This is a genomic window from Mesorhizobium ciceri WSM4083 (genome assembly GCF_000519305.1).
Lineage (GTDB): Bacteria > Pseudomonadota > Alphaproteobacteria > Rhizobiales > Rhizobiaceae > Mesorhizobium > Mesorhizobium ciceri_B.
In genome coordinates, this window is sequence record NZ_KI912610.1 from 680,968 (window position 1) to 695,025 (window position 14,058).

Annotated in this window: 15 protein-coding genes; 1 reads left to right on the forward strand and 14 read right to left on the reverse strand. The window is 63.1% G+C overall.

All coding sequences use genetic code 11. From position 1 onward, the window contains the following. Nucleotides 1-8 precede the first annotated feature (8 nt). Nucleotides 9-1,604, reverse strand: a complete 1,596-nt coding sequence (gene nusA / locus MESCI2_RS0129335; protein WP_013527896.1) for a transcription termination factor NusA — start codon at nt 1,602-1,604, stop codon at nt 9-11. 49 nt (nt 1,605-1,653) lie between these two features. Further along, on the reverse strand, nt 1,654-2,298 hold the full coding sequence (rimP, locus tag MESCI2_RS0129340; protein WP_027039576.1) for a ribosome maturation factor RimP: 645 nt from the start codon (nt 2,296-2,298) through the stop codon (nt 1,654-1,656). A gap of 300 nt (nt 2,299-2,598) precedes the next feature. On the opposite strand from rimP, the gene MESCI2_RS1000000137625 reads away from it, so the two are divergent. Then, nucleotides 2,599-2,766, forward strand: a complete 168-nt coding sequence (locus tag MESCI2_RS1000000137625; protein ID WP_081738978.1) for a hypothetical protein — start codon at nt 2,599-2,601, stop codon at nt 2,764-2,766. 66 nt (nt 2,767-2,832) lie between these two features. Here MESCI2_RS1000000137625 and trmB read toward each other — a convergent pair whose 3' ends face one another. The 12 genes from trmB to tsaB form a co-directional block, all read right to left on the reverse strand. Continuing rightward, a complete protein-coding gene (trmB, locus tag MESCI2_RS0129350) occupies nt 2,833-3,534 on the reverse strand; it encodes a tRNA (guanine(46)-N(7))-methyltransferase TrmB (protein ID WP_027039577.1) in 702 nt (233 codons plus the stop codon). Between the two features lie 23 nt (nt 3,535-3,557). Beyond that, complete coding sequence (gene metK / locus MESCI2_RS0129355; protein WP_027039578.1) at nt 3,558-4,823, reverse strand: methionine adenosyltransferase; 1,266 nt, start codon at nt 4,821-4,823, stop codon at nt 3,558-3,560. Between the two features lie 169 nt (nt 4,824-4,992). Beyond that, a complete protein-coding gene (locus tag MESCI2_RS0129360; protein WP_027039579.1) occupies nt 4,993-5,412 on the reverse strand; it encodes a helix-turn-helix domain-containing protein in 420 nt (139 codons plus the stop codon). Between the two features lie 141 nt (nt 5,413-5,553). After that, entirely contained in the window at nt 5,554-7,146 is a 1,593-nt protein-coding gene (gene lnt / locus MESCI2_RS0129365) for an apolipoprotein N-acyltransferase (RefSeq protein ID WP_027039580.1), read from the reverse strand. Between the two features lie 101 nt (nt 7,147-7,247). Then, nucleotides 7,248-7,718: a VOC family protein gene (locus tag MESCI2_RS0129370; protein ID WP_027039581.1), complete on the reverse strand. Its 471-nt coding sequence runs from the start codon at nt 7,716-7,718 to the stop codon at nt 7,248-7,250. A 16-nt stretch (nt 7,719-7,734) separates the two neighbouring features. After that, complete coding sequence (locus tag MESCI2_RS0129375; protein WP_027039582.1) at nt 7,735-8,883, reverse strand: hemolysin family protein; 1,149 nt, start codon at nt 8,881-8,883, stop codon at nt 7,735-7,737. A gap of 28 nt (nt 8,884-8,911) precedes the next feature. Next, on the reverse strand, nt 8,912-9,412 hold the full coding sequence (gene ybeY / locus MESCI2_RS0129380) for an rRNA maturation RNase YbeY (RefSeq protein ID WP_027039583.1): 501 nt from the start codon (nt 9,410-9,412) through the stop codon (nt 8,912-8,914). A gap of 18 nt (nt 9,413-9,430) precedes the next feature. Next, the gene (locus tag MESCI2_RS0129385) at nt 9,431-10,423 is read right to left on the reverse strand and encodes a PhoH family protein (protein WP_224699087.1); all 993 of its coding nucleotides are present in this window, start codon (nt 10,421-10,423) and stop codon (nt 9,431-9,433) included. An 83-nt stretch (nt 10,424-10,506) separates the two neighbouring features. Further along, the gene (miaB, locus tag MESCI2_RS0129390; protein ID WP_027039585.1) at nt 10,507-11,928 is read right to left on the reverse strand and encodes a tRNA (N6-isopentenyl adenosine(37)-C2)-methylthiotransferase MiaB; all 1,422 of its coding nucleotides are present in this window, start codon (nt 11,926-11,928) and stop codon (nt 10,507-10,509) included. A 74-nt stretch (nt 11,929-12,002) separates the two neighbouring features. After that, on the reverse strand, nt 12,003-12,803 hold the full coding sequence (locus tag MESCI2_RS0129395; protein ID WP_027039586.1) for a lysophospholipid acyltransferase family protein: 801 nt from the start codon (nt 12,801-12,803) through the stop codon (nt 12,003-12,005). Nucleotides 12,804-12,824: 21 nt separating this feature from the next. Beyond that, nucleotides 12,825-13,319, reverse strand: a complete 495-nt coding sequence (gene rimI, locus MESCI2_RS0129400) for a ribosomal protein S18-alanine N-acetyltransferase (RefSeq protein WP_027039587.1) — start codon at nt 13,317-13,319, stop codon at nt 12,825-12,827. Next, entirely contained in the window at nt 13,320-13,997 is a 678-nt protein-coding gene (gene tsaB / locus MESCI2_RS0129405; protein WP_027039588.1) for a tRNA (adenosine(37)-N6)-threonylcarbamoyltransferase complex dimerization subunit type 1 TsaB, read from the reverse strand. It lies immediately after the preceding gene. Nucleotides 13,998-14,058: the final 61 nt, after the last annotated feature.

Genomic DNA, 14,058 nt, shown 5'->3' on the forward strand with positions numbered 1-14,058 from the left:
GTTTCACCTCACGCACCAACGGCTTCGTCAGCCGAGACTTCTTCGGCTGCAAGCTCGTCTTCGGTGATCCAACCGGCCTTGAGGCGGGCGGCCAGAACCATCTGTTCGGCGTCTGCGCGGGTCACGCCATGATTGGCCAGCACGCCCGGATAGACCTTTGTCTCGCCGTCCTTGCGTTCCTTCCATCCGGTCAGGTCGTCGGCGGCATAGCCGGCGAAATCCTCGATCGTCTTCACGCCGTCCTCGCCGAGCGTCACCATCATGGCGGTGGTGACGCCGGGGATTTCGCGCAATTCGTCCGAAACGCCGAGCGCCTTGCGCTTGTCGTCATGCTCGGCTTCGATCTTCTCCAGATATTCGCGGGCGCGGGTCTGGATTTCCGAAGCGGTGTCCTCGTCGAAGCCGTCGATCGAGGCGATCTCGCCAGAATCGACATAAGCGACTTCCTCAACGCTGGTGAAGCCTTCGGAGGCCAGCACCTGGCCGACCATCTCGTCGACGTCCAGGGCTTCCATGAACAGCGACGAACGCTCGACGAATTCCTTCTGGCGGCGCTCGGATTCTTCGGCCTCGGTCAGGATGTCGATATCCCAACCGGTCAGCTGCGAAGCCAGACGCACGTTCTGGCCGCGACGGCCGATGGCCAGCGACAGCTGGTCGTCGGGAACCACGACTTCGATGCGCTCGGCATCCTCGTCGAGCACGACCTTGGCGACTTCCGCCGGCTGCAGCGCGTTGACGATGAAGGACGCCGCCGAAGGCGACCACGGAATGATGTCGATCTTCTCGCCCTGCAGTTCGCCGACGACGGCCTGGACGCGGCTGCCGCGCATGCCAACGCAGGCGCCGACCGGATCGATCGAGCTGTCGCGCGAGATGACGGCGATCTTGGCGCGCGAACCCGGGTCGCGGGCGACCGACTTGATCTCGATGATGCCGTCATAGATTTCCGGCACTTCCATGGTGAACAGCTTGGCCATGAACTGCGGATGGGTACGCGACAGGAAAATCTGCGGGCCGCGCTGCTCGCGGCGCACATCGTAGACATAGGCGCGGACGCGGTCGCCATATTTGTAGTTCTCGCGCGGGATCAGCTCATCGCGACGGATGATCGCTTCGCCGCGGCCGAGATCGACGATGACGTTGCCGTATTCGACGCGCTTGACGGTACCGTTGACGATCTCGCCGATGCGGTCCTTGTACTCGTCATACTGGCGGTCGCGTTCGGCCTCGCGGACCTTCTGCACGATGACCTGCTTGGCCGACTGGGCGGCGATGCGGCCGAAATCCATGGGCGGCAGCTGTTCGGCGATGAAGTCGCCGAGCTGGGCGTCGGGATTGCGCTCGCGAGCCGAGGAAATGGCGATCTGCGTGGCGTAGTCGTCGACCTTCTCGACCACTTCCATCAGCCGCTGCAGCTTCATCTCACCGGTGTTCGGGTTGATATCGGCGCGGATGTTGGTCTCCTGACCGTAACGCGAACGCGCCGCCTTCTGGATCGCATCGGCCATGGCGGCGATGACGATCGACTTGTCGATCGACTTTTCACGCGCGACCGCGTCGGCGATCTGCAGCAATTCAAGTCTGTTGGCGCTTACAACCATCGTTTTTCTCCGGAGCTTGTTTGCCGGGCCTTTGCGCCCGGCAGCTCAATCATAGTTCCTGTTCGTGGTCTTCCGTGGCGTCCGCTTCCGCATCCGACTCGTCGTCGTCAGGTTCGCCGCGGCGCTTCTTGGCTTCCTTGCGCGCCCTGTTGTCCTTCGACAGGGCATCGCGGATGAGATCGTCAGTCAGGATCAGGCGCACATCGGCAATTGCGTCATAGGGGACGCGCACCGTCGGCTCCTCGCCATAGGCTGCCTTGTCGCGCTCGATCAGCACATCGTCTTCGCCGGCTTCGGCGATCTTGCCCTTGAAGCGCTTGCGGTCGGCGACGACCATCGATGTTTCCATCTTAACCAGATGGCCCGTCCAGGTCGTGAAATCCGATTTGCGGACCAGTGGTCGGTCGATGCCGGGCGACGAGACTTCAAGATGATAGGCCTTTTCGATCGGATCATCGACGTCGAGCGCCGGCGACACCGCGCGGCTGACCTCTTCGCAATCCTCGACGGTCATGGTGCCGTCCTCGCGTTCGGCCATGATCTGCAGCGTCAGCCCGTTCTGGCCCGACAGATGCACCCGCACGAGGCGGAAGCCGATGCCGCGCAGAACCGGCTGGACGATCAGCGCGATGCGCGCATCGATACCGCTTTCGCGGATGATGCGATCGTCGCCCTCGCTTGCCGTTGCAGTCATTGAAGCCCTGTCGTTCTCTACCAAGTTATCGGCAGGTAATAAAAAAGAGCGGGACCGGGTGGACCCACTCTTCGTCATACCGACCAAGAATTTGAGGCTGATATAAACGATCGCGGCCAGTGTTTCAAGCCCGCTATGCTGGTTCGGGAAGCGCCGCCATCGAGGCGGCCCGGGTCAGTGTTGCATGGGGCGCATGGCGCCCATGCGGCGACACCCATGGGATTGGCGCTGAAACGCACCTACTTATGTTGCGCTGCATAAATGTGGCCATGCGTCACACGTGCGCGAAAGGATATGATCATGAGCAATCGCAAGATATTTTCTGCAATAGGCGACTTCTTCACCGTATTCGGCAGCGCCGTTGCCGCTTCACGGGCCGTGGAAGCCGGTCGCAGGCCGCGCGCCGGCGACCTGCGCAACCTCGGCGTCGAGCCTGCCGCCTTCGATCGCATCGGCCGCCGCTTCTAGCTTTGACGCAATTCCGGACGGAAAACCGTTTCACACTTTGCCTGGAGTTGCTCTAAGACCGCGAGCCTATTTCCGAATGAAGGTGAGATAGGCCGGTCGCCGGCCCTCACGAATGGCCTTGGCCTCGTAACGGGTGCTCGGCCAGCCTTCATAGGGCCGGTGCCAGTCCACCGCCTCGCCAGCCTGCCATGCGAACGCGCCGTGCGCGCGGCAATGCAGCAGGGTCCAGTTGACATAGGTGTCGATGTCGGACGCAAAGCGGAATTTTGAACCAGGCTTCAGCACACGCGCGAACCGCTCGAGATTGACCGGGCTGACGAAACGCCGCTTCCAGTGTTTCTTCTTCGGCCAGGGGTCGGGGTAGAGCAGATCGATGCCGTCGAGCGAGGCTTGCGGCAGCCAGTCGAGCAGTCTTGTGGCGTCGTCGTCATAAACCCGCAGATTGGCGAGCGGTTTCTCGCGCACCGCCATCATCATCTTGGCCATGCCGTTGACGAAGGGCTCGACGCCGATAAAACCGATCGCGGGCGCCTCGGTCGCACGATGCAGCAGATGCTCGCCACCGCCGAAGCCGATCTCGAGGCGAACCGCGCCAACATAGGCTTCAAACAGAGTGCTGAGATCGGTCGGCGGTTCAGCCGTCAGATCGAGCCGATATGTCTCGAAGCCGCTTTCCAGCGCGGCCGCCTGCTGCGGACGCATGGTTTTGCCACGCCGGCGACCGAAAAAAGCTTCGGTCGCGCGGCTTGGTCTGTCCTTCGGATCCATGGCGGGACTCTGCGGCGCCGCTGTCAGGCGGCGACCGCGTCCTTGAGCGCCTTGGCGAGATCGGTCTTTTCCCAGGAGAAAGACCCATCACGGCCGGCCTTGCGGCCGAAATGGCCGTAGGACGACGTCTTGGCGTAGATCGGTTTGTTGAGATCGAGGTGACGGCGGATGCCCGACGGCGACAGATCCATCACCGTACGCAGCGCCTCCTCGAGCTTTGCCTCGTCGACCTTGCCGGTACCGTGCAAGTCGACATAGACCGACAGCGGCTGTGCAACGCCGATGGCGTAGGAAAGCTGGATGGTGCAGCGATCGGCGAGTTTCGCCGCCACGACGTTCTTGGCCAGGTAGCGCGCCGCATAGGCCGCCGAACGATCGACCTTGGTGGTGTCCTTGCCGGAGAAGGCGCCGCCGCCATGCGGTGCGGCACCACCATAGGTGTCGACGATGATCTTGCGGCCGGTCAAGCCGGCGTCGCCGTCCGGCCCGCCGATGACGAACTTGCCGGTCGGATTGATGTACCACATGCAGTTGTCAGCGATCTTCAGCTCGCCCAGCGCCTCCCGGATATAGGGTTCGACGACCTTGCGGACCTTCTTCGAATCCCAGCTCGCATCAAGATGCTGCGTGGACAGCACGATCTGCGTCGCCTCGGCGGCCTTGCCGTCGACATAGCGAACGGTGACCTGGCTCTTGGCGTCCGGGCCGAGCTTGCCGGCTTCACCGCTGCCTTCGTGACGGGCGGCAGCCAGCAGTTCGAGGATCTTGTGGCTGTAGTAGATCGGCGCCGGCATCAGATCCGGCGTCTCGCGACAGGCGTAACCGAACATGATGCCCTGGTCGCCGGCACCCTCTTCGCCCTGACGGTCGGAGGCATTGTCGACGCCCTGTCCGATGTCAGGCGACTGGCCGTGCAGCAGAACCTCGATCTTCGCCGTTTTCCAGTGGAAGCCGGCCTGCTCGTAGCCGATTTCGCGGATCGCCTTGCGGGCGACCGACTTGAACTTGGCCGGATTGACGACCGGATGCCCGGCGGCATCCTTGAGAATATTGCCTGCCTTGTCCCTCTTGAGCAGCGTGTCGGGAACACGCACTTCGCCGGCGATGACGACACGGTTGGTGGTGGCCAGCGTCTCGCAGGCGACACGGACTTTCCACGGGTCCATGCCGGTCTTCTTGGCTTCGCGATAGACCAGATCGACGATCTCGTCGGAAATCCGGTCACAGACTTTGTCGGGATGGCCCTCGGCAACGGATTCCGAGGTGAAGAAGTAGTTCTGCCGCGTCACGGGTGTCCCCTCTTGAAAAACGATCGGCAGGCTGCCGATTTTGGCGCGCCACGTGTTAGCGGGGCGAAGCGCCGCTCGTCAAGCGGTGCTTCGGCTCTGGCATGAATGTCGATGCAGTTATCTTGTGCCACCAGCGACAAGACGCCGCCGGTGCTGGCGTGATTGAGGCTCAGTCGGGATCGTCGGCGGAGAGGGACTTGACCAGGTCTATAATCCTGCGGCGCACCTTGCCATCAGCGATCTTGACAAAGGCCCGGTTGAGCTGAAGGCCTTCAGGGCTGCCGCAGAATTCGACAGCGAAAGCCATCGACGCGTCCTCGGCAAAGCCGCGGCCCGCCACGGGCTCCTGGCCGGGCGCATCCTCGAAAAAGAAGGCGACCGGCACGCCGAGTATGGACGCGATCGCCTGCAATCGGCTGGCGCCGACGCGGTTGGTGCCTTTTTCATATTTCTGAATCTGTTGAAATGTGATGCCGAGGTTTTCTCCCAGCTTTTCCTGGCTCATTCCCAGCATGTTACGGCGAAGCCGAATGCGACTGCCAACATGGATGTCGATCGGATTCGGTTTCTTCTTGTTGTCTTCTGTCATTTTTTCCTCGCCGAATTTTTTCGGCTTTCTCTATTTTTTTCCTGCCCAAACAAAGCCGGAGGCAACTGCCCCAACAGAACGATCCACCGGCTTCGAGAAATTTTCAGGCACTTACAGTATGAGTTTCTAATGTGTTGGCTGTCAATTCACCCGTAGCCTTTGCCTTACGTTCAACAGCGCCGCCCCAACGGCAAACAGCAACATGATCAGCATTCCGTTAATGCGCCGTTGGCCGGGAGATATGAGCGCCTGTCCGGAAATCGGTATGTGGGCATCGATGGCGCCGCGTGCGTCGATCGCAAGCGCATCGACGATGCGCCCGCGCGGATCGACGACGGCCGAGATGCCGTTGTTGGCAGCACGTACCAATGGCAATCCATTTTCCACCGCGCGGATCTGGGCCTGCCTGAAATGCTGATACGGACCCGGCGTGTCGCCGAACCACGCATCGTTGGTAACGTTCACAATAAGCTGCGCTGACGCAGCGTCAACTGCCACAAGATCGGGAAAGATCACCTCATAACAGATAAATGGCAGCGCACGGATGCCATCGGGCAGCGTGATGGCGTGGCGCTCATTGCCGGCCGCGAAACTCATCGGCCCGGCAACCAGTTGCTCGATGCCGAAACGCTGGAGCAGATCGGCGAAAGGCAGGTATTCGCCGAACGGCACCAGGTGAACCTTGTCGACTGCGTCCGTGATTTCACCCTTGTCGTCGATCGCCACCACGGAGTTGTAGTAACGGCTGTCGGCATTCGCGGCCGAACCGCCTTCCTCGCGAACGACGCCGGCAATCAGCATCTGGCCGGGTCCGAGCATGTCCCCCAGCGCCGTCAATGCGTCCGGACGCTCGGTGAAGAGGAACGGCACCGAGGTTTCGGGCCACAGGATCAGCTGCGGCTTTTGATGGCCTGGGTCCGGCGCCTTGGCCGAGAGCCCCATCAGGACCGCGAAGATGCGGTCGCGCACCGAGGCATCCCATTTTTCCGATAGGTCCACGGCCGGCTGGACGATGCGGACATCCAGGCTGCGTGAAGCTGGCGGCTCGGGAGCGGCAAGCCTGATATAGCCGAAGCCGACATGGGCTGCGGCGAGCACGACAAACAGTGCCGCGCCGAGGCGCAGATGCCGACGTGCCGCCAGCAGTGCCGGCAGTGCGAAGACGAACACCGCGAGCGCGTTCATGCCGATCATGCCCGTCACCGAGACGCTCTGCATCAGCAGCGGCACGGGCATGGCCGCGTAGCCGACGGCATTCCAGGGAAAACCGGTGAACAGGAAATCGCGCAGCCATTCCGCCAGCCCGAAGCCGAAGGCAAGGGCGGCGATGCGGCCAATGTCGTTGCTCCACAGCAGCCGAGCAACAATTGCCGCAAAGCCGTAGAAAAAGGCGAGCATGAAAGGAATGCCGACCACAGCGAAGGGGAGCGCCCAGGCAAAGCTGTCGGCCTCGACCAGCAGCGCCGAACCTATCCACCAGAGGCCGGCGAGGAAATAGCCGAAACCGAACCACCAACCGACGGCGAAAGCCGGCCGCAGACGCCGGAACAGACTGCCGGAAGCTTCGCCGGTGGCGCCGTCGAGCAGCCAGACCAGCAGCGGAAACGAGACGAAACAGGCGGCGAAGAAATCGTAAGGCGCCTGCCCAAGCACGGCAAAAGCGCCCGCGAGAAACGCCACGAGCGCACGCCGCCAACCCCAAAGCAGAATTATCCGGCCGGTGAGGCGCTCCATGCATACTTCCGAGTCGCGAATCAGGACACAAGATTTAACAGGCTGCGCTCCGCGCTCCAAACGGCGGATGGCTGGCTGAGATGCACAGCTCCGGCCCTGCCCTACCGGTGCCAACCCTCGATTTGAACGCCGCCCAGCCGCTCGGCCTCCTCGCGCGGAACCGAACGGATGGTCTGCGTGAAGGTCCAGACATGACCCTCGGGGTCGCGTGCACGATACTGGCGCTCACCGTAGAACTGATCCGCCGGCTCCTGGATTATATCAGCCTCGGCAGCCCGCGCCTTCTCGCAATGCGCATCCAGGCCGCCCTGCAGCCTGACATAGATCGACTGCGTGTTCCTGCCCGAGACCGAAGCCGGGCTGGCAACATAATCGCTCCATTCGGAATCGACGATGATGTAGCTGTCGCCGAATCGCATCTCTGCATGGACGAGTTTTCCCTCAGCATCGCTGACCACCATGCTACGCTCAAAGCCAAATGCTGCTTCAAGCCAGTCCAGCGCGGCGCGAGGGTCCTTGTAGAAGACACTGGACCCCAGCGTGGAATGCTTGAAGGGGTCTTCGACAGTCATCGGGCGAGCGAAACGCTTACGCCTGTTCGGTGCGCGCGGTGGCGCGCCGGCGGCGCTCACCCTTCTGGCTCTGCACGATGCGCACGCGCTTGACGCGGCGCGGATCGGCGTCGAGGACGTGGAACTCGAAGCCGGGGATCGCCTGCACCACCTCGCCGCGGGCCGGAACACGGCCAAGCGTGTTGAAGATCATGCCGCCGATCGTGTCGACATATTCGCCATGTTCACCGGCGGCGAAATCCCCGCCGATCATCTTGGCGACGTCGTCGATCTCGGCCTTGCCGTCGACGATGAACACGCCGTCACCGCTCTGGGTGATCATCGGCTCGTCGTCGTCATGCTCGTCCTCGATGTCGCCGACCACCATCTCGACGATGTCTTCCAGCGAGGCGAGGCCGTCGGTGCCGCCATATTCGTCGATGACCAGCGCCATCTGGGTGCGCGTCGTCTGCATGCGGCCCATCAGGTCGGAGGCAAGCATCGACGGCGGCACGAACAGCACCGGGCGGATCAGATTGAGGTCGCCAATGGTGCGTGCGAGGTCGACCTGGGCAAGATCGAGAACCGTGGCAGCGGGGGTTTTCCTGGTCGTGCGGCCCTTCTTGACGCGCGCGATCTTGGTGATGTGGGCCAGCACGTCACGGATATGGACCATGCCGCGCGGATCATCGAGCGTCTCGGAATAAACCGGCATGCGGGAATGGCCGGATTGTTCGAAAGTGCCCAGGAGATCGCCGAGCGTCGTCGTGATTTCGACCCCCTGAATGTCGGCGCGCGGTACCATGACGTCCTCGACGCGCACTTCGCGCAGCCGCAGGATGTTGTTGAGCATGGCGCGTTCGCCGGGCGAGAAGGCGCCGGCATCGCTCGTCGTCTCGGCAAGCGCGCCGGCGATTTCCTCACGCAGGCTGGTTCCGTTGCGTTGCCGAAACAGGCCCAGAACGCGGTCAAACAGGGAGGGACCGGCAGGCGAAGTCTCGCCGGCAGCGCTGCCGGTGCTGGCAGCACCAGAGGTGCCGGCGGCAACAGAGGTACTGCTGGCACCAGAGGTACTGTTAGCACCAGAGGTTACGGTACTCGGACTTGATCCCTCTTCCGACGTATCGGAAGCCTTGGTCGCACTGCCGGCGTCGGGGCGGGCGGCAGTCTCTGGTTTGTCGTTCATCGTCGTCCGGTCAATTGGTCAGATGTAGTTACGCGTAGGGGTCGGGAATGGCAAGCCTTGCAAGCGCCGCGCGTTCGACGGCTTCCATCGCCTCGGCCTCGGCCTCGGTCTCGTGGTCATGGCCCAGCAGATGCAACAGGCCGTGGATGACGAGATGGGTGATATGGTTCTCGACAGGCTTGTCTTCCAGTGCCGCTTCATCGGCGACCGTTTCGGCGGCCAGCACGATGTCGCCCAGCATCGGCGGCAACGGACCGCCTTGCGCAAACGGAAAAGCCGGGAAAGACAAGACGTTGGTCGGTTTGTCCTTGCCGCGCCAGCCGGCGTTGAGGGTCCGGATATGGGCGTCGTCGGTAAAAACGAGGCTGAGTTCGGAACGGCCCGCCACGCCGGTTTCGGCAAAAGCCGCCTTGACGGCGCCATCGACCAGCCGCGTCAGGCTTACCTCGTCGGGCCAGTTGCCCGCCTCAACCGATATGTCGATGTCAACGGGAACATTCCCGTCGCCGGATATTATGTCCTCAGGCATGAAGTCGCATCGTCAACATCAATTCTCGGCGCCGAGGCCGCGCGCCAGCTTGGCGTCCCGGTCGTAGGCCCTGACGATTTCCGCCACCAGCGGATGGCGGACCACATCGCCGTCGTTGAAGCGCACGGTGACCGCGCCCGCCACGCCGTCCAGCACCCGCAAGGCTTCGACCAGGCCCGATTTGGTGTTCGAGGGAAGGTCGATCTGGGTCGGGTCGCCGGTGACGATCATGCGCGAGTTTTCGCCCAGGCGCGTCAGGAACATCTTCATCTGCATCGGCGTGGTGTTCTGCGCCTCGTCGAGGATGACGGCGGCATGCGCCAGCGTGCGGCCGCGCATGAAGGCGAGCGGCGCGATCTCGATCACTTCGGCGGCAATGGCGCGCTCGACCTTGTCGGCGGGCATCATGTCGTAGAGCGCGTCATAGAGCGGCCGCAGATAGGGATCGACCTTCTCCTTCATGTCGCCGGGCAGGAAGCCCAGCCGTTCGCCGGCCTCGACCGCCGGCCGCGAGAGAATGATGCGCTCGACCATGCCGCGCTCGAGCAGCATCGCCGCATGCGCCACCGCCAGATAGGTCTTGCCGGTGCCGGCCGGGCCGATACCGAACACCAGTTCCGACCGCTCCAGCGCCCGCATATAGGCGTCCTGGTTGAGCGAGCGGGCATAGATCGTCTTCTTGCGGGTGGTGATCTGGGCGGCGGAGACCTTGCCCTTGCGTTCCAGCGTCGGCAGGGTCAGCTGATCGTCGGCGGCGATCGCCATGCGCACGGCGCCGTCGACGTCGGACTGGCCTATATCGACGCCTTTCTGGAGAATGCCGTAGAGGTTGTCCAGGGCGCGGCGCGCCTGCTCGGCGGCCGACGCCGAACCCTTGATGGTCAGCTGGTTGCCGCGTGAGCGGATGTCGACGCCAAGCTTCTGCTCCAGCCTAGCGAGGTTTTCGTCGAACTGACCATAAAGGGCGCTGGCAAGCTTGTTGTTGTCGAAAGTCAGAACGATGTGCGCCATGTCAGAAGCCCCAGATGCCGGTACCGGGGGCAGGTTCTTCAGCTCTGCTGCGCTCAACCGTCTCTCCTCATCTGCCGAGACCCTCAGGCCAATTCGGCGAACAGGCTGTTGTAGCCCGTCTTCGTGATTCGCACCTGGATAATGTCACCGATTTCGCCGGCCTTTTCATCAACAATAACCGGCTGCAGCCAAGGTGAGCGGCCGACCTTCTGGCCGGCCTGACGGCCGGGCTTCTCGATCAGCGTGTCGATGGTGGTTCCGACGAGGCTCAAACCAAAATCCTGCTGCTGCTTCACAAGCAGAGCCTGCAGTCTCTGCAAGCGCTCGTCCTTGACCGTTTCCGGCACATGGTCGGGCATTTCGGCGCCCGGCGTGCCTGGACGCGGCGAATATTTGAACGAAAAGGCCGAGGCGTAATTGACCTGGCGCACCAGCTCCATGGTCGCCTCGAAATCCGCTTCTGTCTCGCCGGGGAAGCCAACGATGAAGTCGCCGGACAGCGCGATGTCAGGCCGCGCGGTACGAATACGGTCGAGCAGCGCCAGATAATCCCTCGCCGTGTGCCGGCGATTCATCGCCTTGAGGATGCGGTCGGAGCCTGATTGCACCGGCAGATGCAGATAGGGCATCAACGACGGCAGATCGCGATGGGCCGCTATCAGTTCCTCATCCATGTCGCGCGGGTGGCTGGTGGTGTAGCGCAGACGCGCCAGCCCGGGGATTTCGGCCAGCCTGAACAGCAGGCGGCCAAGGCCCCATTCTTCGGTCTTGCCCCCTTTGGTCTCGCCCCGGCCATGCCAGGCATTGACGTTCTGGCCAAGCAGCGTCACCTCGCGCACGCCGGCTTCGGCCAGGCGCTCGGCCTCCGCGACAATCTGCGCCACCGGCCGGGAGACTTCGGAGCCCCTTGTGTAGGGCACAACGCAGAAGGTGCAGAACTTGTCGCAGCCTTCCTGCACGGTGAGGAAGGCGGTGACGCCGCGCTTGATGACCTCGGCGCGCTTGGGCTGCGGCAGGTGCTCGAACTTGTCCTCGATGGCGTAGTCGGTCTCGACGATCTTTTCGCCGCCGCGCACCCGCGCCAGCACGTCCGGGAGCCGGTGATAGGTCTGCGGACCGATGACCAGGTCGACGGCCGGCGAACGGCGGATGATCTCGGCGCCTTCAGCCTGCGCCACGCAGCCGGCGACGCCGACCAGCATCTCGCGGCCGGCCAGGGCACGCTCGGCTTTCATGTCGCGGATACGGCCGAGCTCGGAATAGACCTTTTCGGCAGCCTTCTCCCTGATATGACAGGTGTTCAGCAGCACCAGGTCCGCCTCGCCAATGGCATCGGTCGCGGAATAGCCGTCGGCAGCCAGCGCATCGGCCATACGCTGTGAATCATAGACGTTCATCTGGCAGCCATAGGTCTTGATGAAGACTTTTCTCGCTGCCGCGGGAAGCACCGCCGGCTGTCCAGCCGTAGTGCCGATGTCGTCGCTTTCTATCGTGTTCAAGTCCATAAGGCGGCTTCTAACGCCTTTCCGTGACAAAAAACAGACGATTCTCGGCCCGCGCCGGCAAGGGCATGCCGGGGCTAGCGGCTCGGCCGCGGGTCGGCAAGCGCCGCCTGCATCATCTCACGCACCTGGCTTTCCATCAGTTTCGACGTCTCCTTGCGGTTCGAACCCTTGGAAAAGGCGATTGCCTCGCCGAAATGCACCTCGACGTCGAGCGCGCCCTCCGCCAGCAATACCTTGAGATGCGGCATCAAATCCTCATCGCCGATCCAGGCGGCAAGCGGGCGATGCCGACGGCCGAGCGGCACGCCGTGCAGGCGCGTATAGGCAATCGCCACCGGCTGGATGAACACCTGTTCCGCCGCGCCTTCGGAAATCGCCATCGAGGCGGCGCCGAACAGCGTGCTCTTGAACGGCAGGACCATATTGCCGTCGCCGGTCGAACCCTCGGCAAACAGCACCATCGCATCGCCCTTGGCCATGCGGCTGGCAATCTCGCTTGCCTGGTCGCCCGACGAACGCTTGCGCTCGCGCTCGATGAACACGGTGCGCTGCAACTTCGACAGCATGCCGATCAAGGGCCAGCCTTCCATATCGGCTCTCGCGATGAATTTCACGTCGGCAAAAGAACCGAGCACCATGATGTCGGTCCAGGAGATGTGATTGGACGCAACCAGCAGCGGGCGCTTGTCGGACAGCGTTCCCTTGACATGGATGCGCATGCCGAGCGCCCTGATGATCAGCCTGTGCCAGATCTTGAGGATGACGGTTTCCCGCCACCAGCCGGTCTTCATCGACAGGATCTGCAACGGCACGAGGACCAGCGAACCGGCGACAACGAGGCCCAGCGCCAGGAAAATCCTGATTTTCTTGATCATCGCCCCATCCCGGCCGTCTCGCTAGCGAAGATCGCGGCGCATGACAAGCGCGCCGGTCGGTCCGTGTTCGGCCGACCTGTAGTAATTCGGCCGCTTGCCGACCTCGCGGAAGCCCAGCCGGCGATAAAGCGCGATCGCCGCGACATTGGTCTCGTCGACCTCGAGGAACAGCGCTTCGGCGCGCTGCGCGTGCAGTTCGCGCAACACCGCGTCCATCAACTGCCAGCCCAATCCCTGCCGGCGATGCGATCGCGCCACCGCGACGGTCAGGATCTCGCCCTCGCCTGCCGCAAGCCTCGCCAGCACGAAGCCGACGGGCGGCTTGGAGCCCTGTCCGGTTTCGCGCGCGGCATAGCCGAACACGGTGTCCTGTTCGAACAGAGCGGCGAATTCGCCATCGGTCCAGGGGCGGACAAAGTCCTCGCGATGCAGCAGCGAGACCGCCGGACTGTCGGCGATCCTCAGCGGCTCGAGCGCATAGTCCCGGCGGCGTGGTTGGAGAAAAGGTATGCGCATCTAATTTTCTTGCCTTGAAAGAATGAACCCGGCCTGCGGCTTGGCGTCGGCGCCGCGCATATAGAGTGGTTTCGGCCGTTCGCCCGCGCCCTTGGCGGCAGCCAGGCGGGCGTAGGTGACAATGTCGGCGGTGGCTGTCCGAGGGCCGACATCGAATTCGCGCCCGGCCGATGCGCTGATGAGCGCTGCCGCGGTGCCGGCAAGCACCGGAGACGTTTCCGTCGCCATTGCCACCACGTCAGTCAGCGTGGCCACGGCCGGACCGTAAGTCAAGACTGACATTTCGTCGTAAAAGGCCGCGTGGATCTCCTCCCGGCCTGCATCGAGCACCGCCAGCACGGCGCGACCGGGAAATGCCGCTGCTGCTTCGGCGGCCAGCGCCTCCAGTGTCGTCACCCCGATTGCCGGTATCTTCAGCGCCAGCGACAGCCCACGTGCGGTCGAGACGCCGACCCGCAGACCGGTGAAGGAACCGGGGCCGACAGAGACGGCAATGGCGCCAAGACCTGCATAGTCGGTTGCGCTTGCCGCCAGCGCTTCGGCGATGACCGCCATCAGTTGCTCGGCATGGCCCTTGCCGAGATCGAGCACCTGATGGCCAAGCTCCTGCTTCGCCGTCGCGTCATAGACGCAAGCGGCGCAGAGGTTGGCGGCACAGTCGATGGCAAGCAGTTTCATGAAGCGACCGGTTCGAAAAACAATTCCCTGTGCCCGCCACGGCCCGCCACCGCAAGGGGAT

What these genes read in the sequence shown, in the direction of transcription:
- ybeY (WP_027039583.1), bottom strand. Translation starts at nt 9,412, where the DNA reads ATGCCTGAGGACATAATATCCGGCGACGGGAATGTTCCCGTTGACATC.
- MESCI2_RS1000000137625 (WP_081738978.1), top strand. Translation starts at nt 2,599, where the DNA reads ATGAGCAATCGCAAGATATTTTCTGCAATAGGCGACTTCTTCACCGTA.
- rimP (WP_027039576.1), bottom strand. Translation starts at nt 2,298, where the DNA reads ATGACTGCAACGGCAAGCGAGGGCGACGATCGCATCATCCGCGAAAGC.
- lnt (WP_027039580.1), bottom strand. Translation starts at nt 7,146, where the DNA reads ATGGAGCGCCTCACCGGCCGGATAATTCTGCTTTGGGGTTGGCGGCGT.
- tsaB (WP_027039588.1), bottom strand. Translation starts at nt 13,997, where the DNA reads ATGAAACTGCTTGCCATCGACTGTGCCGCCAACCTCTGCGCCGCTTGC.
- rimI (WP_027039587.1), bottom strand. Translation starts at nt 13,319, where the DNA reads ATGCGCATACCTTTTCTCCAACCACGCCGCCGGGACTATGCGCTCGAG.
- miaB (WP_027039585.1), bottom strand. Translation starts at nt 11,928, where the DNA reads ATGGACTTGAACACGATAGAAAGCGACGACATCGGCACTACGGCTGGA.
- nusA (WP_013527896.1), bottom strand. Translation starts at nt 1,604, where the DNA reads ATGGTTGTAAGCGCCAACAGACTTGAATTGCTGCAGATCGCCGACGCG.
- MESCI2_RS0129360 (WP_027039579.1), bottom strand. Translation starts at nt 5,412, where the DNA reads ATGACAGAAGACAACAAGAAGAAACCGAATCCGATCGACATCCATGTT.
- MESCI2_RS0129395 (WP_027039586.1), bottom strand. Translation starts at nt 12,803, where the DNA reads ATGATCAAGAAAATCAGGATTTTCCTGGCGCTGGGCCTCGTTGTCGCC.
- MESCI2_RS0129385 (WP_224699087.1), bottom strand. Translation starts at nt 10,423, where the DNA reads ATGGCGCACATCGTTCTGACTTTCGACAACAACAAGCTTGCCAGCGCC.
- MESCI2_RS0129375 (WP_027039582.1), bottom strand. Translation starts at nt 8,883, where the DNA reads ATGAACGACAAACCAGAGACTGCCGCCCGCCCCGACGCCGGCAGTGCG.
- trmB (WP_027039577.1), bottom strand. Translation starts at nt 3,534, where the DNA reads ATGGATCCGAAGGACAGACCAAGCCGCGCGACCGAAGCTTTTTTCGGT.
- MESCI2_RS0129370 (WP_027039581.1), bottom strand. Translation starts at nt 7,718, where the DNA reads ATGACTGTCGAAGACCCCTTCAAGCATTCCACGCTGGGGTCCAGTGTC.